We start from the raw sequence: 20,092 nt of genomic DNA on the forward strand, positions 1-20,092 counted from the left end.
TGGCGCGAGGCTCGAGACGGGCTATTGCCCACCAAACGGCGGAATGCGGCTCATCTGCGGCGAATGAGGCCCATGGGCTGACCTCGACTGGTTCACGGAGCGGGTCCGAACAGCCGGGGTCAATAGCAGATATCGATGGTGGATGCGACAGTGATACCGACATTGGAACAGCGGATCGCCAACCTGTCGGCGCCGTCCGCGCGCAGCAATGTTCCGCCGTTCATGGTGATGGACGTGATGGCTGCGGCCGAGCGGATCGAGGCGGGCGGCGGACATGTCATCCACATGGAGGTCGGCCAACCTGCGGCGCCTGCGCCGCGAGCGGCCATCGCGGCCGCGCACGCTGCGCTCGATCAGGCACGCATCGATTACACCTCGGCGCTCGGCCTGCTGTCGCTGCGACAGCGAATCGCGCGGCACTATCGCGAGACGCACGCTTGCGAGATCGATCCGGCGCGGATCGTGATCACGACGGGATCCTCGGCCGGATTCATCCTCGCGTTCCTGGCGATGTTCGAGCCCGGCGATCGCGTGGCCGTGACCGTGCCTGGCTATCCGCCCTATCGCCACATCCTGACGGCGCTGGGCTGCGAGCCGGTGCTGATCGAGACCACGGCGGAGAACCGTCACGCCCTGACCGGCGAGGCGCTGCTTGCCGTTCACCGCAAGACGCCGCTGAAGGGCGTGCTGGTGGCAAGTCCCGCCAATCCGACCGGCACCATGATGTCGCGTGAGGCGCTGGGCGGCGTCATCGCAGCCGCGCGCGATGCGGGCATCCGCTTCATCTCCGACGAGATCTATCACGGTCTGGACTACGCGTTTCCGGCGGTGACGGCGGCGGAGCTGTCAAGCGAGGCCCTGATCATCAACTCGTTCTCGAAGTACTTCTGCATGACCGGCTGGCGCATCGGTTGGATGGTGGTGCCGGATGCGCTGGCGCGGCCGATCGAGCGTCTGCAGCAGAACCTCGCGATTTCGGTTCCGACCCTGTCGCAGATCGCTGCGGAAGCGGCGTTCGACGGCCGGACCGAAATGGAGACCATCAAGCACGGTTATCAGGAGAACCGCCGCATCCTGATCGAGGGTTTCCCGAAGGCCGGCCTGACCCGCTTTCTGCCGGCCGACGGCGCGTTCTACCTCTATGCCGACGTGTCCGACTTCACCTCCGACAGCTTCGACTTCGCCAAGCGGATGCTGGAGGAGACCCATGTTGCGGCCACGCCGGGCGTCGACTTCGATCCGATCCACGGCCGCAGCTTCGTGCGCTTTTCCTATGCGCGTTCGGCCGAGGACATGCGCGAGGCCGTCTCCCGGATCGCCCGCTGGCTCGCGTAGGGCGGGCAGGGCGTCGGCGCCCTGGCGCGCGGCGACATCCTGCAGGTGCTGCTGTTCGCGATCCCGTTCGGCTTCGCGCTGATGGCGCGCGGAGAGCGCAGTCAGCGGCCGCGGGACGTGATCGACGATACGTCGCATGCGGTGTTCGGCGTCATCGCCATCGTCATGAAGGCGGCGCCGATCGGCGCATTCCGCGCCATGGAAGAACGTCATATGAAAACGCCCGGCCATCTGCCCGGCCGTTTTGCATTGAAGCGTCGGAAAGCGGGGGGCTTACTGCCCGCCACCGAAACGGCGGGACCACCAGCCGGCCCGGCGGGGGGCCGCAGGGGACGAGGAATCGGTGGCCGCCGGCTCGGACGCAGCGACGTCGACAGTCGGAGCGGGCGCGCTGCTCTCGGCGACGTTGACGGCCGAAACCGCGCTCTCAGGCCTGGGCTCGGTGAGGAAGCTGACCTTCTCGCGAACCGTCGAGCGGCGCGGGGTCTTCTCGGATTCCGTCTTCGGAGCCTCGGTCTGCTGCACTTCGGGTTGTCGAGGAGCAGCCTGGGGCACGGGCACGGAGGCGTCAGCGATGGGCTCATCGGCCTCGGTTGCGGTCGCCGCATGGACCGGCGCCGCGGGTTCGGCCGGTTCTTCCTCGTCGTGGCGGGAAGCGCCATTGCCGTCGAAATCGGCCACGGCGGCTTCTGCCTCCGATGCCGAAGCCGGCGCGAGCTCGTCGCCGATTGACGCGGCGAGACCTTCTTCCGCGCCACCGCGCCGACGGCGACCGCCGCGGCGTCCACGCCGGCGCGGACGCCGCTCACCGCCAGGCTGATCCGTCTGCTCGCCTTGGGCGAACGCAGGCTGTTCCTCCGACTCGTCGTCTTCGCCGTCGGAGTCCTCGGCTGACTGCTCGGCGGCAAGGCCCGGCTCTGCGGGCTGCAGTCCGGCCGTTCCTTCAGGCAGCGTGCCCTCGCGGGTCTCGCCGCCGCGGCCGCGCCGGCGCCGTCGCCGCTTGCGGCGCGCGCCGTCCCGCTCGCCGTCGGCAGCGCTGCCGTCGGCCGCGTCCTCGGACAGACCTTCGGTCTCCTCGGTCTCGACCTCGGATTCCGTCTCGATGTCGAACGTCTCCTCGTCGTCGAAGACTTCCTCGGCCACCAGCGGCGGCGCGGAGGCCTGCGCCGCGAGCAGCGCCTTGGCGGCCTCGAGCGTATGCACCTGCTCGCCGCGATCGATGATGAAGGATTGCTGGCCGCTCACAGTCGGATCGGCGATGACCGCGAGCGACACCTTGAAGCTGTTCTCGAGGTCGCGCAAATGGCCGCGCTTGTGGTTGAGCACGTAGAGCGCCACCTCGGTGCGGGTGCGGACCACGAGGTTGTGGGTCGCGCCCTTCATCAGCGTCTCTTCGAGGCTGCGCAAGAGCTGCAGCGCCACCGAGGATACCGAGCGCACGTGGCCGGTGCCGCCGCAATGCGCGCACGGCTCGGTCGAGCTTTCCAGCACGCTGGCGCGGATGCGCTGGCGCGACATCTCCAGCAGGCCGAAATGCGAGATGCGGCCGACCTGGATGCGCGCGCGATCCTGCCGCAGGCAGTCCGACAGCTTGCGCTCGACGGAGCGGTTGTTGCGCTTCTCGTCCATGTCGATGAAGTCGATGACGATCAGCCCGGCGAGGTCGCGCAGCCGGAGCTGGCGCGCCACTTCCTCGGCGGCCTCCATATTGGTCTTGAGCGCGGTGTCCTCGATGTGATGCTCGCGCGTGGCGCGGCCGGAGTTCACGTCGATCGAGACCAGCGCTTCGGTCTGGTTGAGCACGATGTAGCCACCCGAGCGCAGCTGGACGGTCGGCGAGAACATCGCGTCGAGCTGGCTCTCGACGCCCATGCGCGAGAACAGCGGCTGGCCGTCGCGATACTGCTTCACCGCCCGGACGTTGGTCGGCATCAGCATCTTCATGAAGTCGTGCGCCTCGCGATAGCCGGCTTCGCCGGCCACCAGGATTTCGTCGATCTCCTTGTTGTAGAGGTCGCGCAGCGAGCGCTTGATCAGCGAGCCTTCCTCGTAGACCAGGGTCGGGGCCTGCGACTTCAAGGTCATGTCGCGGACCGTTTCCCACAGCCGCAGCAGATATTCGAAGTCGCGCTTGATCTCGGGCTTGGTGCGGTTGGCGCCGGCGGTGCGCAGGATGACGCCCATGCCCTCGGGCACGTCGAGGTCCTGCACCACTTCCTTCAGCCGCGAGCGGTCCTGCGCCGAGGTGATCTTGCGGCTGATGCCGCCACCGCGCGCCGTGTTCGGCATCAGCACGGCGTAGCGGCCGGCCAGCGACAGATAGGTCGTCAGCGCCGCGCCCTTGTTGCCACGCTCCTCCTTCACGACCTGCACCAGCATCACCTGGCGGCGCTTGATGACCTCCTGGATCTTGTACTGGCGGCGCGGGCGGAAGGTGCGCTCAGGCACTTCTTCCAGCACGTCATCGCCGCCGACGGATTCAACGAGCTCTTCCTCGATCTCTTCGCCGTCGTCCTCGTCGTCCTCGTGGTCGCCGGACCCGGATTCGGCGCCGTTGTCGTCGCCCGGCACGATCGTGACGCCGTTGCCGTCATGCTCGGCTACGGGCGCGCCGTCATCGTGGTGATCATGTTCGTCGTGATCGTGATGGTCATGGTCGTCATGGTCATGTTCGTCATGACCATGCTCGTCACGATCATGGCTTGCATGGTCATGTTCTTCGTCGTGCTCTTCCGCGGCGACAGCGGGGCTGGCCGCCTCGGCAGAGGTCGCGTCGCCGTTCTGCGCGACCGCGGTGTCCGCGGCTTCGCCGGCGGGCTGTTCCGCAGCCGCCACACGGTCCTGCGCGGCGACAGCATCATGCGGCTCGTCGGCCTGGTCGCGCGATTCGTCGGCTGCACCGTGGTGAGCTTCGCCCGGCGCGTCCTGACCCTGAGCCTTGACCGGGCCCTCGGAGAAGCCCTGCGCCTCGCTGGGATCGGTCGCGTCGGCGTGCGGCCGATCGTCGTCCTGCGCATAGGCGTGGTGCTCATGCGCCTCGTGGTCGGCCTCATGCCCTTGGGTCTGGGCAGGGAGGCCTGCCTCGGCGGCCTCGACGATCTCGCTCTGAACCCGTTCGCCGCTGCCGCGGCGTCGCGAACTGCGGTGCCGGTTGCGGCGGCGATTGGAGCGGTTCTCGCTTTCCTCTTCGGCTTCGCGATGCGCGCGCTCCTCGGCCTCGATCAGAGCCTGCCGGTCGGCGACCGGGATCTGATAATAGTCCGGATGGATTTCGCTGAAGGCCAGGAAGCCGTGGCGGTTGCCGCCATACTCGACGAAGGCGGCCTGCAGCGAGGGCTCAACGCGGGTAACCTTGGCCAGGTAGATGTTGCCGCGGAGCTGCTTGCGTTGGGCCGTTTCGAAATCAAATTCCTCGACGCGGTTGCCGCGGACGACAACGACCCGGGTCTCTTCCGGGTGGGTAGCATCGATCAACATCTTGTTGGGCATATTGGAACTCTTGGAGGCGACGGGCGCGATTGGCCGCGAGCGCGTGGCGCGCTGTCGGATGACGCGACGGTCCACCTGATTCGGGGGTGAGGGGAAGGCCTAAACGCAGCTGGTCGCGCCGCGCCAACCCTGATGCCGGCGGGGCGATTGGCCGGGCAGGGGTCTGGCCCCGCATCGGCACGGATCGTCCGCTGGTCATGGTTGGCAACTCAGTCTGGCGCATCAAGCGTCGGCCCGTCTGGAATACGTGGGCGGCAGCGGGTGCCGCCTTGCTCTGTTGCCGAAGGCCAGATTGCGCCGAAACGCTTGCCTGGATCGAATACCCACCCTGTCACGGGTGCGGTATCAGGCTATACCGTGTCTGACCTGGTGCCCGGGCGGTCTCTGCGAGGAGGCGCCTGACAGGCGCCACTCGGCTCGTGACCGGCTCTCCGTTGCGGCCGCGCGGGATCGCGCAGGCTTTGGTGGAGCGTCGGAAAGGCGCTGGAATCTCCGCCACGATCGAGGACCCGATACCGAGCACCCCGATCACGAAGCTTCCGGCGTTTCACCGGGAGGTTGAACGCGACACAACCGGCAGTAAGGATTAGCCTTCAGCCCTTCGTACATACGAGGAATGGTCAGGTCGCGCAAGCGAAGCGTCGCGGAACCGCAACAATCGGTGGCCTTTAACGAAAATGACAAAATTTGGCGGTTAACCCCTGGGATTGGTTGCGGTAAGACCATCCCGCGGAGGCATCGATTTGGCAGCTGGCCGGGCGAATTACCTTTCTTTGCTGGGATGCGCGTCGCTGTGCGTCACGCAAATGTTATGTGCGGCCGTCATTCCGGCCCGCGCCCAGAGCGGGCCGGTCGGCCAGGTGCCGCCTGCCGTGGTCGGGCCAGGGTTCCCGATCGCCACCGATGCGCGGGTCGCCGGCGATTCCCGACAGACCCGATTCGTGCTCGATCTCGACCGGACGGTGCCGTTTCGAGCCTTCCTGCTCAGCGAACCCTATCGCGTCGTCGTCGACCTGCCCCAGGTCAGCTTTCATTTGCCCACCGGAGCCGGGACCAGCGGCCGGGGTTTGGTGAAGGCGTTCCGCTATGGGATGGTGATGCCCGGTGGGTCTCGCATCGTGTTCGATCTCACCGGCCCGGCCCGAATCGCCAACTCCACGGTGCTTGATGCCGCCAACGGTCAGCCGCCGCGGCTGGTGCTCGAACTGGAGGAGGTCGACGAGGCGACCTTCGCCCGCGCCATTGGCAGCGACAGTCGTCTTGCCGCCAGGCCTGCCGATTCGAGTTCCGCGACGGCGTCGGTCGCTGTCGCAGGAAACCCTGCGCCGCCGGCAGTCCGGCCGCCGCCGACCACGGTTGCCATCGCTCCCCCTCCGACGGACGGCCCGCCGGACACCCGGCCCGTGATCGTGATCGACCCCGGTCATGGTGGCGTCGACTACGGCACACAGGGCGGGGAGGTGCCGGAGAAGAATCTGGTGCTCGCCTTCGGCCAGGCGCTGCGCGAACGGCTGGAACGGTCGGGCAAGTTCCGCGTGGTCATGACCCGCGACGACGACACCTTCATCCCGCTCGGAGACCGGGTCCGCATCGCCCAGAAGCAGTCGGCGGCGCTGTTCGTCTCCATCCACGCCGATGCGCTGCCGCGAGGTGAGGGCACTGCGCAGGGCGCGACCATCTACACGCTGTCCGACAAGGCGTCCGACGTCGAGGCGGAACGGCTGGCCGAGGCCGAGAACCGCGCCGACCAGATCGGCGGGGTCAATCTGACGGAGGAGCCGGCTGACGTGGCCGACATCCTGATCGATCTGGCCCGCCGGGAAACGCGGACGTTTTCCAACCGGTTCGCCCGTCTGCTGATGAACGACATGAAGACGGCGGTGCATATGCACAAGCGCCCGCTCAAATCGGCTGGTTTCCGCGTGCTCAAGGCGCCCGACGTGCCATCCGTGCTGGTCGAACTCGGCTATGTCTCCAATAAGGGCGATATGGGAAACTTGGTCTCCGACGCATGGCGGTCGCGCACGGCGGACGCAATGGCGCGGGCGATCGATGCCTTTCTGGCCAAGCGCATCGCCAATGCGGGCCCCGACAGGCCGGACAAGCCGGGGCCGGTACGCGCAAAGCCCTAGTTTGGCCACAGCAACATCCCTATAAACGTGCTGCGAGGCACCCGGAATCAGTGAAGATTCCTTCTCGGCAGACTTGTGATAGGCTTGACCGCTGATAGGCTTGACCGTGCGTTTCTCTGGCATGGGTCACGCGGCATTGCAGCCGACCGTGTGATTTTTGGCGGTAGCGCCCGTGGGTGCGCCGCGTCCGAGCCGAGAGACGAAACAAGAGTTGGAACGGATATTCGCCGATGCGCTTTCTGGTGCGGTTTTTGGGCTTCCTGTTCGCGGCCGGTACCGTCTTGTTCCTGGTCGGTGTGGCAGCAGCGGCCGGCCTGATCTGGCATTTTTCCAAGGACCTGCCTGATTACTCCCAGCTGCAGGATTATGAGCCGCCGGTGATGACGCGCGTGCACGCGGCCGACGGCTCGCTGGTCGGTGAATATGCCCGGGAGCGTCGGCTGTACCTGCCGATCCAGGCGGTTCCCAAGCTCGTCATCAACGCCTTCCTCGCCGCCGAGGACAAGAACTTCTACGAGCATGGCGGCATCGACTTCACCGGCATGGCGCGCGCTGCCGTGGTCTACGCCCAGAACTTCGGCTCGAATCGCCGCCCGCAGGGTGCCTCGACGATCACGCAGCAGGTCGCCAAGAACTTCCTGCTGACCAACGAGGTGTCGTTCGCCCGCAAGATCAAGGAAGCGCTGCTGGCGATGCGCATCGAGCGCACCTACTCGAAGGACAAGATTCTCGAGCTCTATCTCAACGAGATCTATCTCGGCTCCGGCGCCTACGGCATCGCCGCGGCGTCGCTGGTCTATTTCGACAAGTCGGTCAACGAACTGACGGTGGCCGAGGCCGCCTATCTGGCGGCTCTGCCGAAGATGCCGGGCAGCCTGCATCCGATCCGGAATCGCGACCGCGCCATCGAGCGCCGCAACTATGTCGTCGATCGTCTGCTTGAGAACGGCTGGATCAAGCAGGCCGACGCCGACAAGGCGCGCAAGGACCCGCTGACGATTGCGAGCCGCAACACCGGCGCCCACATCTTTGCAGGTGAATATTTCGCCGAGGAAGTGCGCCGTGACATCTTCGAGCGTTATGGCGAGAAGAAGCTCTACGAGGGCGGCCTGTCCGTCCGGACGACGCTCGATCCGAAGATCCAGGTCATGGCGCGCAAGGCCATGGTCGCCGGACTCGTGAGGTACGACCAGGAGCAGGGCTATCGCGGGCCTGTCTCCAAGCTCGATACTTCGGGCGACTGGGGCGTGAAGCTCGCGGACATCAAATCGCTCTCGGACATCTCACCGTGGCGGATGGCCGTGGTGCTCGAGACCAGCGATCAGTCCGCCCGCATCGGCTTCCAGCCGCCGCGCGAGCTCGGCGGCGCCGTCAGCAAGGAGCGCCAGACTGGCCTGATCACGCTCGACGGCGTGAAATGGGCGCGGGCTGCGACGGCCAATGGCCGTGGCAAGGTGCCGACGTCGGTCGCCCAGGTGCTGCAGCCGGGCGACGTGATCTATGCGGATCCGCTGTACAAGGAAGGCAATCCGGTCGAAGGCCAGTATCGCCTCGAGCAACTGCCCGAAGTGTCCGGCGCGATGGTTGCCATGGATCCGAATACGGGCCGTGTGCTCGCGATGGTCGGCGGCTTCTCCTTCGACCAGAGCCAGTTCAACCGGGCAACGCAGGCCTACCGGCAGCCCGGATCGTCATTTAAGCCGATCGTCTATTCGTCAGCGCTCGACAACGGCTATACGCCGTCGACCCAGGTCGTCGACGCACCGATCGAGATCGACCAGGGGCAGGGTGGCCAGGTCTGGCGCCCCGAAAACTTTACCAACGGCAAGTATCTCGGGCCCACGACCTTGCGCAACGCGCTGCGCCTGTCGCTGAACACGGTGACCGTGCGTCTCGCGCAGGACGTCGGCATGCCGCTGATTTCCGAGTATGCCAAACGGTTCGGAGTCTATGACGAACTGCCGAATTACCTGTCCTACGCACTCGGTGCGGGCGAAACCACGGCCATGCGCATGGTCACGGCCTATTCGATGATGGCCAATGGCGGCCGCCGGGTGAAGCCGACGCTGATCGACCGGATCCAGGATCGCTACGGCCACACCATCTTCAAGCATGATGCCCGCGAGTGCCGCGGCTGCGACGCGCCGGACGGCTGGAAGAACCAGAGCGAGCCGCAACTGGTCGACCGCCGCGAGCAGGTGCTGGATTCGATGACCGCCTATCAGATCACCTCGATGCTCGAGGGTGTGGTGCAGGCGGGTACGGCAACCGTGCTCAGGGAGGTCGGCAAGCCGATCGCCGGCAAGACCGGCACCACCAACGAGGCCAAGGACGCATGGTTCGTCGGCTTCTCGCCGGACCTCGCCGTCGCGATCTACATGGGTTACGACAAGCCGCGGCCGCTCGGTAAGGGTAATGCCGCGACCGGCGGTCATTTGGCCGCGCCGATCGCAAAAGATTTCATGAAGCTCGCGCTGGCCGACAAGCCGGCCACGCCCTTCAAGATCCCGGCCGGCATCAAGCTGGTGCGTGTCGACGCCAAGACCGGCATGCGGGCGAGCCCGGGCGACGGCGGCCGTACCATCATGGAGGCGTTCAAGCCTGGTACGGCGCCGCCGGACAACTACTCGGTCATCGGTGTCGCCGACGCCGATGGACGTGTGATGCCGTCGCAGGGCGGCGGCCAGCCTGATGCGGGCAGCTTCATCATCCGTCCGGGTACCGGTAGCCTCTACTAGACCGGCGAAACTGTGCTGGTGCGGTGCAGAGCGATTGCGCTTTGCGCCGAGCGCCGTTACATCCCCCTGTGAGAGATGATGCTGCGGCGCTTCGAGCCGTGGCCTGAAGAGAGCGACATGCGCGCCGAAATCGAGAAAATCGTAGAAGAGATCAAGCAGTCGGTCGGGCTGCTGAGGAGGCATCTTTGACGTCGAGACATCGACGGCAAGGCTCGCTGAGCTGAACAAGCTCGCCGAAGATCCCAATCTCTGGAACGACCCCCAAAAAGCTCAGCGGCTGATGCAGGAGCGGACCTCGCTGGAGGATTCGCTGACCGGCATTGGCAAGGTCGAGCGTGAGCTCAGCGACAACATCGAGATGATCGAGCTCGGCGAGGCCGAGAACGATCCGGGGGTCGTCACTGAAGCCGAGAATGCGCTCAAGGAGCTGAAGAAGGAGGTCGCGCGGCGCGAGCTCGAGGCGCTGCTGTCCGGCGAGGCCGACAAGTTCGACACCTATCTCGAGGTCCATGCCGGCGCCGGCGGCACCGAGAGCCAGGACTGGGCGCAGATGCTGCTGCGCATGTACACGCGCTGGGCCGAGACCCACGGCTTCAAGGTCGAGTATCTCGAAGAATCGCTGGGTGAAGAAGCCGGCATCAAGTCCGCGACCATCCAGATCTCCGGCCATAACGCCTATGGCTGGCTGAAGACGGAAGCCGGCGTGCATCGCCTGGTCCGAATCTCGCCGTTCGATTCGAATGCGCGGCGCCACACTTCATTCTCTTCGGTGCAGATCTTCCCGGTCATCGACGACAGCATCAAGATCGACATCAAGGAGTCCGATGTCCGCGTCGACACGATGCGGTCGGGCGGCGCCGGCGGCCAGCACGTCAACAAGACCGAATCGGCGGTGCGGCTGACGCACATCCCGACCGGCGTTGCCGTGGTCTGTCAGGCCGGTCGCTCACAGCACAAGAACCGCGCTCAGGCCTGGGACATGCTGCGCGCACGTCTCTATGAGATCGAGTTGAAGAAGCGCGAGGAGAAAGCGGCGGCCGACCAGGCGGCCAAGACCGAGATCGGCTGGGGTCACCAGATCCGTTCCTACGTGCTGCAGCCGTATCAGATGGTGAAGGATCTGCGCACCGGCGTGCAGACGTCCGACACCGCCGGCGTGCTCGACGGCGATCTCGACGAGTTCATGGCGGCGACGCTGGCGCAGCGCGCGTTCGGCACGACGCCAGGCGCTGCGATCGAGGACGTCGATTGAGCGTGGCGCGCGTTGCCTTCATGGGGCTCGGGCGCATGGGCCATGGCATGGCCGGTCGTTATCTCGACGCAGGCTATTCCGTCGCGGTCTGGAATCGCAGCCGGGCGAAGGCGGAGGATCTGATCGCGCGCGGCGCGCGCTGGTCGACCTCGCCAGCTGATGCGGCAATCGATGCCGATGCGGTCGTTACGATGGTGGCTGATGACGACGCCTCGCGCGCGGTGTGGCTCGGGCCGGATGGCGCCGCGGCCACCATGCGGGTCGGCACGATCGCGATCGAATGCTCGACCGTGTCGCGCGACCATGCGCTGCGCCTGTCGCGCGAGCTGGATGCGCGCGGCGTGACCTATCTCGACTGCCCGGTGACCGGGCTGCCCGACGCGGCCGCGAGCGGCAAGCTGACCTTGCTGGTCGGCGCCGACGCCGCCGATCTCGACCGCGCGCGGCCGTATCTGGCGCCGATCGGCTCGACCATTCGCCATTTCGGGCCCGTGGGCGCCGGGACAGTCTACAAGCTGATCAACAACCTGCTTGGCGCGATGCAGATCGCAGGTCTTGCGGAGGGGCTCGCAATCGCCGAGCAGGCCGGCCTCGACATGAAGCTCGTGCTGGAGGCGATCCAGAGCGGCGTCGCGGCGAGCCCCCAGGTGCTGCGCCACGCGCCGCGCATGATCGCGCGCAACTTCGCCGATGCCAGCTTCACGGCGGCGCTCCGTCACAAGGATGCAGCCTATGCGCTGCAGCTCGCCGAGCAGCTGCTTGGTGAGCGTCCCATCATGGCCCAGGCAGCCGTCGATGCCTATGCGCGGGCGAAGGCGGCGATGCCGGATGAGGACGAAGGCCGCATGATCGAGCTGGTCTCGCGGCCAAGAGATACGTGGTAGAGCGCGACGTCTGCGCCGACGGAAAGCGGGTGGACCTTGCTCCGCTTCATCTGCAACGTTCACGCGGACATTGAACAGCGGTTTGCGGTGATGACATCCCCGAACGACAGGATGGACACGCGGGATTGGTCGCTGCTTGGGCTGCTGTCGCTGCTCTGGAGCGGATCTTTCATCTTCAACGGCCTTGCCTTGAAGGAATTGCCGCCGCTGACGCTGGTGCTGCTGCGCATCGTGTTGGCGGCCGCGATCCTGCTGCCGCTGTTGCGACTGCGCGGGCTCGGCTTTCCCAAGGGGTTTGCCGGCTGGCGACCGTTCTTTGCCGTGGCGCTGTTCAACAATGTCGTGCCGTTCTGCCTGATCGTGATCGGCCAGACGTTCATCACCTCCGGCCTTGCCGCCGTCCTCAATGCGACGACGCCGCTGTTCACGATCGTGGTGATGGCAGCCGCGGGAGAGGAAAGGCTGTCGGCCCGGCGGGCAGCGGGTCTGGTCGTAGGCCTCGTCGGCGTCGTGATCCTGCGAGGTGGGCCGGGGCTCGACGGCTCGGCAGGCGGCTACGGCTTTCTGTTCGGTCTCGGCGCGTCCCTCAGCTACGGTATCGCCGCGCTGCTGGTGCGCCGCCATCTCGCCCATTCGCCGCCGCTTGCGACCGCCACCTTCCAGCTCTCGGCTTCCAGCGTGATGATGCTGGCCATCGCCGCTGTCGTCGACCAGCCATGGCGTCTTCCAATTCCCGGACTGCAGACCTGGCTCGCGGTCATCGGGCTTGCGGCGCTGTCGACGGCCTTCGCCTATATCGTGTTCTTCCAAATCCTGCGCCGCTCCGGGGCGACCAACGTGATGCTGGTGACGTTGTTGATCCCCTTGACGACGATCCTGCTCGGGTCGCTGGTGCTCGGCGAAAGCATCTCGTTGCGGGAGATCGGCGGTGCGCTGGTGATCGGGAGTGCGCTGCTGGCGATCGATGGTCGCATCTTCAGCGTCATTCGTCCTTCGCCGCGACCGTCCTGCTGAACCGCTCGCGCACGATCACTTCGTGCCGAACATCCGATCGCCAGCATCGCCGAGGCCGGGCACGATGTAGGCGTGGTCGTTCAGCTTCTCGTCGATCGCCGCGGTCCAGATCGGAATGTCCGGATGCTCCTTCTCGAACTGCGCGATGCCCTCAGGTGCCGCCAGCAGGCAGACGAAGCGGATGTCGCGGGCGCCGCGCGTCTTGAGGAGCTCGGCTGCCGCGCAGGCCGAATTGCCGGTCGCGAGCATCGGGTCCATCAGGATCACGGTGCGGTCGGTCAGGTCCTGCGGCGCCTTGAAGTAGTACTCGACGGCCTGCAGCGTCTTCGGGTCACGGTAGAGCCCGATATGGGCGATGCGCGCGGACGGCATCAGCGCCAGCATGCCGTCGAGGAAGCCGACGCCGGCGCGCAGGATCGGCGCAAGCGTCAGCTTCTTGCCGGCGATCTTCGGTGCCTTCATCGGCGCGATCGGCGTTTCGATGTCGACCAGCTCGAGCGGCAGGTCGCGCGTCACCTCGTAGGCCAGCAGCATGCCGATCTCGTTCAACAGCTCACGGAAGCCCTTGGTCGAGCGGTCACGCTCGCGCATCAGCGAGAGCTTGTGCTGGACCAGCGGGTGATCGACGACGTGAACGTTCGTGTTTGCCATGCTTCAAGTCCAGCGGGATCGGAGATTCTGTGGAAGATGGATGCGCGCCGGCCTCATGGCAGCACCTCGCGGCGATCGGCGAGCATGGCCTCGGCCTCGTTGCGGCGCTCCGACAACAGGCCGGCGCTGGCGTCCTGGATCAGGTTGAGCAGAACCTGCGCATCGCTGAGCCTCGGCACCGTCACATAGTCGGCGCCGGCGTCGTAGAGATCGTTGACATCCGCGAGCAGGTCGGCGGTGGCGACGATCTTGGCCGTGGCATTGATGCTGCGGACGTGCCGCACCAGCTTCTCGTTGTTGGCGCCCTTGAGCAGCGAATCCGGGATGCTCAGGATGATCAGCTCGGCCTGGCCGACCCCCGCATGAACCAGCGTGTCGACATTGCTGATGTCGCCATAAGTCACCTGGATGCCGCGATCGGACAGGGTGCGAAACACCACCGGATTGAAATCGACCACGCCGATCTGCTCCAGCAGCGCCGGCTGGCTGCGCTCGATTTCGCTGAGGAGGGCGCTGGCGGTGCGGAAGAATCCGAGCAGCACGATCGGACGCCCGGCGCCGTGTCCGCCCTCGTGGCCGGCCTCGCCATCCTTGCTTGCATCGAGGTCGCGCAGACCGATCCGCTTGAGCAGCGGGATGCTTCGCCGCGCGATCGGATCGGAGCGGACGATGACGAAGGTCGAGAGCACCGCGAGCAGCACGAAGGCAAAAGACGCCGCGCTCGACGTGCCGTTCTTGAGGTGACCGGCGGCCGCGCCGGTCTGGATCACCACCAGCGAGAATTCGCTGATCTGGGCCAGGTTGAGCGCCGGCAGCAGGCTGGCGCGCAGGCCCTGCCGCATCATGTACAGCGGCGTGAACGTGGTGAGCAGCCGGCTCGCCACCGTGAACAGCGCGATCACCAGCGCCAGCCCGACAACGGACATCGTCGGGATCGGGATGGTCATGCCGAGCGCGACGAAGAACAGCGTGATGAAGAAATCGCGCAACGTCGTGACCTTGGCGGTGACGTCGAGCGCGTAGGGGAAGGTCGATAGCGAGACGCCCGCGACCAGCGAGCCCATCTCGCGTGACAGGTGCAGCCTTTCTGCGATCTCGCCGATCAGGAAGCACCAGGCCAGCGCGCCGAGCAGGATCAGCTCCGGGGTACGCGCGATGCGATGGAACACCGGCGGCAAGACGTAGCGGCTGAGGAGCAGGGCGATCGCGACCAGCGTGCCGGCGCGGGCGAACGACAGCAGGATCACGCTGACATGGAGGTCGTCGAGGCTCGGCTGTACCGCCAGGAAAAGGATCGCGAACACGTCCTGCAGCACGAGCACGCCGAGCGTGATGCGGCCGGGCAGGGTGTCGAGCTCGCGCTTCTCGTACAGCACCTTGACGATGATGACGGTCGAGGACAGCGCGCAGGCGACGCAGAGATAGAGCGCGTCGTAGCTCTCGGCGCCCATCCGCATGCCGATCGCGACGAAGAACAGGATGCCGAGCGCGGCGCCGCCGAGCAGCTGGACGCCGCCCGCGATGAGAATCACCGGGCCGGCGCGGATGATCTTCTTGAGGTCGATCTCGAGCCCGATCATGAACAGCATGAAGATCAGGCCGAGCTCCGAGATCACGGAAATCGACTCCTGGGACTTGACCCAGCCGGTGCCGAAGGGGCCAATGGCGAAGCCCGCGACCAGATAAGCGAGAATCGAGGGCTGGCGCCATTTATGCGCTGCCAGTCCAAGCACCCACGCAAACAGGATGCAGAGCGTGATGTCGCCGATCAGTTCATGCATGAAGCAACCCCCGGGGCGGCAACTTATGTCGTGCCGCCGCGCAAGGAAACCCGCAATCTGTCACATCCGGAACGGCGCGTTCGCGCTGCTGCTCATCGCAGCTGCTGCGGTCGGCCCGGCGCAGGCCGCGGACGACGCGACCGCCGGTTTCGCGAGCTCGCTGACGCCAGTTCCGGCGGAGCCCGTCACGGTCACGGGCGCCGTCTATGTCCCCGTCTATTCCAGCGTCGCGATGACCCCGGGCCGGGTCCAGGCCGATTTCTCGGTGACGCTGAGCATCCACAACGCCTCCGAGCAGCGGCCGCTGATCGTCCGGCGCATCAACTATTACGATACGGCCGGCACGCTGGTGGAGGCGCATCTGCGCGAGCCCGTCGCCTTGAAGCCGTTCGCGACCGTCGAGGTCTTCGTGCCCATCAAGGACACCCGCGGCGGCACCGGCGCCAATTTCGTCATCGACTGGGCCGCGACCGGTGAGATCGCCGAGCCCGTCGTCGAGGCGCTGATGGTCGGCGGCATCGGCGCCGGCCATTACGCCTTCATCAGTCAGGGCCGCCCGATCCGGCTGACCGGGCGGTGAGCGCGGGGCGGCTCAGGCCGCCCGCACGTTGCCGAGGAATCGGTCGACCTCCTGCCGCAGCCGGTCGCTCTCCTGTGACAGCGACTGCGCCGCCGACAGCACGTTGCCCGAAGCAGAGCCGGTCTGCGAGGCGCCGCGCTGGACGTCGACGATGTTGGTATTGACCTCGGTGGTGCCGCGCGACGCCTCCTGGATGTTGCGCGAGATCTCCTGCGTCGCCGCGCCCTGCTGCTCGACGGCGGCGGCGATGGTCGAGGAGATTTCCGACAGCCGCTCGATCGTCGTGCTGATCTCCCGGATCGCCGACACCGATTCCTGCGTCGCCGCCTGGATGCCCGAGATCTGCTGGGCGATCTCACCGGTGGCCTTCGAGGTCTGCTCGGCGAGCGCCTTGACCTCGGACGCGACTACGGCGAAGCCGCGGCCGGCATCGCCGGCGCGCGCCGCCTCGATGGTAGCGTTCAGCGCCAGCAGGTTGGTCTGGCCGGCGATGGTGTTGATCAGCTCGACCACGTCGCCGATCCTCGCAGCTGCCTTCGAGAGCTCGTTGACGCGGTCGTTGGTGGTGCGCGCCTGATCGACGGCGCCGTTGGCGATGCGCGCCGATTCCTGCACCTGGCGGCTGATCTCGGTCACCGACGAAGTCAGTTCCTCGGTGGCCGAGGCGACCGACTGCACGTTCGTCGCGGCCTGCTCGGACGCGGCGGCCACGGTAGTGGCGAGCTCCTGCGAGCGCGTCGCGTTCGAGGTCAGCGTGCCGGCGGACGTCTCGAGCTGTGACGACGCCGAAGATACCGTCTGCACGATGCCGCCGATCGCGCTTTCGAATTCGCTGGCGAGCTTGTTCATTCCGGCCTTGCGCTTGACCTCGGCCGAGTGCTGCACTGCCCTCACTTCCTCGCTGTTGAAGCGGACGATCGCCTGCACGGTCTGCAGGTTGCGCAGCGCCTCGCCGAGCTCGTCGTCGCGCTCCACCGGGATGCGGTTGTCGAGCTTGCCCTGGCTGATGTTCTGCATCGCGTCGTTGAGCACCTTGAGCGGCCGCAGCACCGCGCGGATGCCCTGCAGGCTGAACGTAGCACCGATTCCGATACCCGCCAGGATCATCACAGAAATGATCGCGAGCACCACCAGATATTGTCTCTCGGCCTCCTCGTAGAGCGCCTTGCCTTCCTTCACCTGGATCTGAACGAGCTTGTCGAGCTCGTGCTTGGCGGCCTCGAACAGATCATGCCCCTTGGTGGCGATATGCTGGCTCGCCTCGTCGAACTTGCCCTGCTCGAGCAGAGCCAATCCTGGCCTGATGCCTTCCTCCAGATAGGCCTTGCGTCTGATCGCGAAGGCATCGGCGACGATCTTCTCCTCCGGCGTCAGGTAGCTCGCCATGTAGTCGGCCCACACCTTGGTGATCCTGGCGCTGTTTCCGTCCACCAGCGCCCTGATGCCGTCGATCGGTTTTCCGGCCTTGCCGTTCGCTGCCGCGGACTGTTGCGACGACATGTTCTGCAAGGTACGATCGTTGATCTCGAGCAATTGCGCCAGTGGAATCGTGCGATCCTCGTACAGCGACTTCATGGCGACGTTGGTGGAGCGGGTCGACAGCAGGCCGGCCGCGCCGATGATCAGCATGAACACGCCCAGCACCGCGGCCAAGGTCGTCAGGCGCGCCCTGAGCGTACCCGTGAACAGCGACAGGCGGTCGAACACCGAGCGGCGGCGGATGACGCCCGCGCTGATCGCGTAGCCCTGCGCCTTGTTCTGATTCAGCAGCCCGTAGACCTTCTCGGCCTCGGCGCGCTGCTCGGCCGGCAGCTTGGTGCGGATGGAGGTGTAGCCCGTGATCTCGCCGTTCTCGCGGATCGCCGACGCGGTCGCCTGCACCCAGTAGAAGTCACCGTTCTTGCGGCGGTTCTTGACGGCGCCGGCCCACGGCTTGCCTTGCTTCAGCGTGTCCCAGAGGTTGGCGAATGCGGCCTCCGGCATGTCGGGATGACGGATGATGTTGTGCGGCTGGCCCATCAGCTCGTCCGGCGTAAAGCCCGCGGCGTCGACGAACTGGTCGTTGAAATAGGTCAGCTTGCCCTTGAGATCGGTGCGCGAGACGATCAGCGTCTCGTCGGTGATCGGGTATTCGTTGGACGTGACGGGTAGATTCTTGCGCACGGATATGAACTCCCAGCTGCCCAGTCGTATTCAGTGTCGGAATGCCAACCTTGGAACTAACAAGAGGCCCCAATCCGTTAAAGGTTGCGTAAAAGATGGGCACCGTAGGACTACGCGTTGTGCATTGCAGTGGGGCGGGAGCTGGGCACCACCTCAAACAACCAGCAATTGATACCGCATGCGAAATGCCTCGTGACGCATAAGCGTCCGAGCTTTGGGCAGCGAGCCCTCGAAACGAGGGCGCAGGGAATGCCGGGTGAAGGCCTCACCCATGGCCCGCCTGCGAAAAAAATGCAGGCGGCAGGTACCACAGGCAAAGCCGTAGCCGGCATTCCCTGCGCGATGGCTTTAACAACTTATACGCGATCTCCCCGGGGACCGGGCTTTCTTGCCCCCGTCATCCGCGCCGTGACTTTATCGGCACCGGCACGAACTTAGCGCCAGCATCGGGGCGCCAGGACCACGCGACTTCGTCGTCCGCGAGCGGCCATGCCCGTCGTGCATCGCAGCCCACGTCCACCGCAGCCCGCCCCAACGTCCGTGACGACGCGTACGCCCCTCGCAACGAGGCGGGATGGGGAGATCATACATGATTTCTGGAAAAAAGAAACAGCAAAATGGCATGGGGGTATTCGGCTAAAGGGGATGATGCCGAGCATGGGCCCGTTCAGCCGAATGATGGCGTTTCGGCGAACATGGTGCTAAGAGCGAACCGAGCATCCTGCTGGCGGAGCCGTCGTCTCCGTGTTCGCCGCGAACAGGACGGAGCTACGCATGAGCACCGGAATCAGTCGAGGCGTGTTTTGGGCAGGCGGTTTCGTGGCCGCGCTCGCGGCGGGCGCTGCCGCGATCGTGCTGGCGCCTGGTATCGATCTCGACCTTTCGATCTTCAAGCGTGAGCTGTCGGCCGCAAGCCCGACGGATGCTGCAGCACCGCGAGCGGCGTCTGCCCCAGCGGCTCCGGGCCGCGCGGTGGTGGAGCAGGAGCCGGCAGACCCGGGCGGCGCGAAGCAAGCTGCGGCCGCGCTGGCGACTGCCCGGCAACAGGCTAGCGGTCTGGCAGCGCTGTTGGCGCCGGTCGCGCCAGCCGCTCTCGACAGCGACGAGCCGTCGTTCGACGTGGTCAGCGTGGAGCCCTCGGGGGAGACCGTGGTCGCAGGCCGGGCCGCGCCCGGCGCGACCGTCGAACTGCTGCGCAACGGCGAGCCGCATGCGCAAACGGTTGCCGATCGATCGGGACAATTCTCCATGGTTCCGCCTCCCTTGCCGGCTGGAGCGTTCGACCTGACCCTGCGGTCACGGCAGCTCGACGGCCGCGAGGTGTCATCCAAGCAGAGCGTGGCCGTCGTGGTCGACGCCCGAAAGCAACCGCCTACGGTCGCGTTGATCGCGCCGGACCAGCCGACCCGCGTGCTGTCGAAGCCTGAGGGGGCGACGCCTCAGGCCGTGGCGATAGAGGCCGTGGACTTCGAGCCGAACGGAAATCTGCGCGTCAGTGGACGGGCCCGGCCCGGCGCGACGGTGCGGCTCTATCTCAACGATCGCCTGGTCAGCTCGGCCATTGCCGGTGCTGACGGTCGTCTCGCGGCGACCATCAAGGACGCCGCCTGGGGCAGCAAGGACCGGTTGCGGCTCGACGAGGTGGATGCCAAGTCGGGCACGGTTCAGGCCCGCGCGGAAGTGCCTTTGAACGTACCGGAGACGCTGACCACGGCCTCGCTGCCCGCGGCCGCCGGCCAGGGGAGCGCAGCCGCTCCCGCGAGCGCAAGCGCTCCAGGCGCGCGCACGCAGCTTGCGGCGGCATCGCCGGCCGACCTCAAGGACATGGCGGCATCACCCGCCCGCGGCGGTGGCGCCAGGACGATCACCGTGTCGCGCGGCGACAGTCTGTGGCACATCAGCCGGCGCCTGCTCGGCGAGGGCACGCGCTATGCGGTCATCTACCGTGCCAACCGCGAGCAGATCCGCCGGCCCGATCTGATCTATCCCGGCCAAGTGTTCGTGCTGCCGGCCAAGCGCTAGGCGGGGCTGAACTGACCGCTCGCGCAGATCCATGATTGAACCATCGCTGTC

Annotated in this window: 11 protein-coding genes and 2 pseudogenes; 9 read left to right on the top strand and 4 right to left on the bottom strand. The window is 66.3% G+C overall.

The window, feature by feature from the left end; all coding sequences use genetic code 11:
- Positions 1–135: 135 nt before the first annotated feature.
- Together QX126_RS09410 and QX126_RS09415 are read left to right on the top strand one after the other, a co-directional pair.
- Positions 136–1,335, top strand: coding sequence for a pyridoxal phosphate-dependent aminotransferase (locus tag QX126_RS09410; protein ID WP_315780591.1), 1,200 nt, complete (start codon positions 136–138; stop codon positions 1,333–1,335).
- A gap of 12 nt (positions 1,336–1,347) precedes the next feature.
- Positions 1,348–1,536: pseudogene (locus QX126_RS09415) on the top strand (cation:dicarboxylate symporter family transporter); the annotation flags it as partial.
- A 72-nt stretch (positions 1,537–1,608) separates the two neighbouring features.
- On the opposite strand, the gene QX126_RS09420 reads toward QX126_RS09415, so the two are convergent.
- Positions 1,609–4,824: an Rne/Rng family ribonuclease gene (locus QX126_RS09420; RefSeq protein WP_409999086.1), complete on the bottom strand. Its 3,216-nt coding sequence runs from the start codon at positions 4,822–4,824 to the stop codon at positions 1,609–1,611.
- Positions 4,825–5,630: 806 nt separating this feature from the next.
- Between QX126_RS09420 and QX126_RS09430 the strand changes: the two genes are divergently transcribed.
- The 5 genes and pseudogenes from QX126_RS09430 to QX126_RS09450 all read left to right on the top strand — a co-directional run bounded on the left by QX126_RS09430 (position 5,631) and on the right by QX126_RS09450 (position 12,844).
- Positions 5,631–6,956, top strand: coding sequence for an N-acetylmuramoyl-L-alanine amidase (locus tag QX126_RS09430; protein WP_315780644.1), 1,326 nt, complete (start codon positions 5,631–5,633; stop codon positions 6,954–6,956).
- A 230-nt stretch (positions 6,957–7,186) separates the two neighbouring features.
- On the top strand, positions 7,187–9,694 hold the full coding sequence (locus QX126_RS09435; RefSeq protein WP_315737782.1) for a penicillin-binding protein 1A: 2,508 nt from the start codon (positions 7,187–7,189) through the stop codon (positions 9,692–9,694).
- Positions 9,695–9,811: 117 nt separating this feature from the next.
- A protein-coding gene (prfB, locus tag QX126_RS09440; RefSeq protein WP_315737783.1) for a peptide chain release factor 2 occupies positions 9,812–10,946 on the top strand; the annotation gives its coding sequence in 2 pieces (ribosomal slippage) (positions 9,812–9,880 and positions 9,882–10,946; 1,134 coding nt in all).
- Positions 10,925–11,830: pseudogene (locus tag QX126_RS09445) on the top strand (NAD(P)-dependent oxidoreductase); the annotation flags it as partial. The gene prfB and the pseudogene QX126_RS09445, both read left to right, overlap by 22 nt.
- A gap of 111 nt (positions 11,831–11,941) precedes the next feature.
- Positions 11,942–12,844 (top strand): DMT family transporter, encoded by a 903-nt coding sequence (locus QX126_RS09450; protein WP_409999087.1) that lies wholly within the window; start codon positions 11,942–11,944, stop codon positions 12,842–12,844.
- Positions 12,845–12,859: 15 nt separating this feature from the next.
- Here QX126_RS09450 and upp read toward each other — a convergent pair whose 3' ends face one another.
- Positions 12,860–13,495 carry a uracil phosphoribosyltransferase gene (gene upp, locus QX126_RS09455; protein WP_315755610.1) on the bottom strand — a complete coding sequence of 212 codons (636 nt, stop codon included), beginning with the start codon at positions 13,493–13,495 and terminating at the stop codon, positions 12,860–12,862.
- Between the two features lie 53 nt (positions 13,496–13,548).
- Positions 13,549–15,276: a cation:proton antiporter gene (locus tag QX126_RS09460; RefSeq protein WP_315755609.1), complete on the bottom strand. Its 1,728-nt coding sequence runs from the start codon at positions 15,274–15,276 to the stop codon at positions 13,549–13,551.
- A gap of 25 nt (positions 15,277–15,301) precedes the next feature.
- On the opposite strand from QX126_RS09460, the gene QX126_RS09465 reads away from it, so the two are divergent.
- Positions 15,302–15,856: a DUF3124 domain-containing protein gene (locus QX126_RS09465; RefSeq protein WP_315780646.1), complete on the top strand. Its 555-nt coding sequence runs from the start codon at positions 15,302–15,304 to the stop codon at positions 15,854–15,856.
- 12 nt (positions 15,857–15,868) lie between these two features.
- Here the strand turns inward: QX126_RS09465 and QX126_RS09470 are convergent, their stop codons facing one another.
- On the bottom strand, positions 15,869–18,019 hold the full coding sequence (locus QX126_RS09470; protein WP_315780596.1) for a methyl-accepting chemotaxis protein: 2,151 nt from the start codon (positions 18,017–18,019) through the stop codon (positions 15,869–15,871).
- A 774-nt stretch (positions 18,020–18,793) separates the two neighbouring features.
- On the opposite strand from QX126_RS09470, the gene QX126_RS09475 reads away from it, so the two are divergent.
- Positions 18,794–20,041, top strand: a complete 1,248-nt coding sequence (locus tag QX126_RS09475) for a LysM peptidoglycan-binding domain-containing protein (protein WP_315774644.1) — start codon at positions 18,794–18,796, stop codon at positions 20,039–20,041.
- Positions 20,042–20,092 lie beyond the last annotated feature (51 nt).

The sequence above is a fragment of the Bradyrhizobium sp. SZCCHNPS1003 genome, assembly GCF_032381555.1.
In the GTDB taxonomy this organism is placed as follows: Bacteria; Pseudomonadota; Alphaproteobacteria; order Rhizobiales; family Xanthobacteraceae; genus Bradyrhizobium.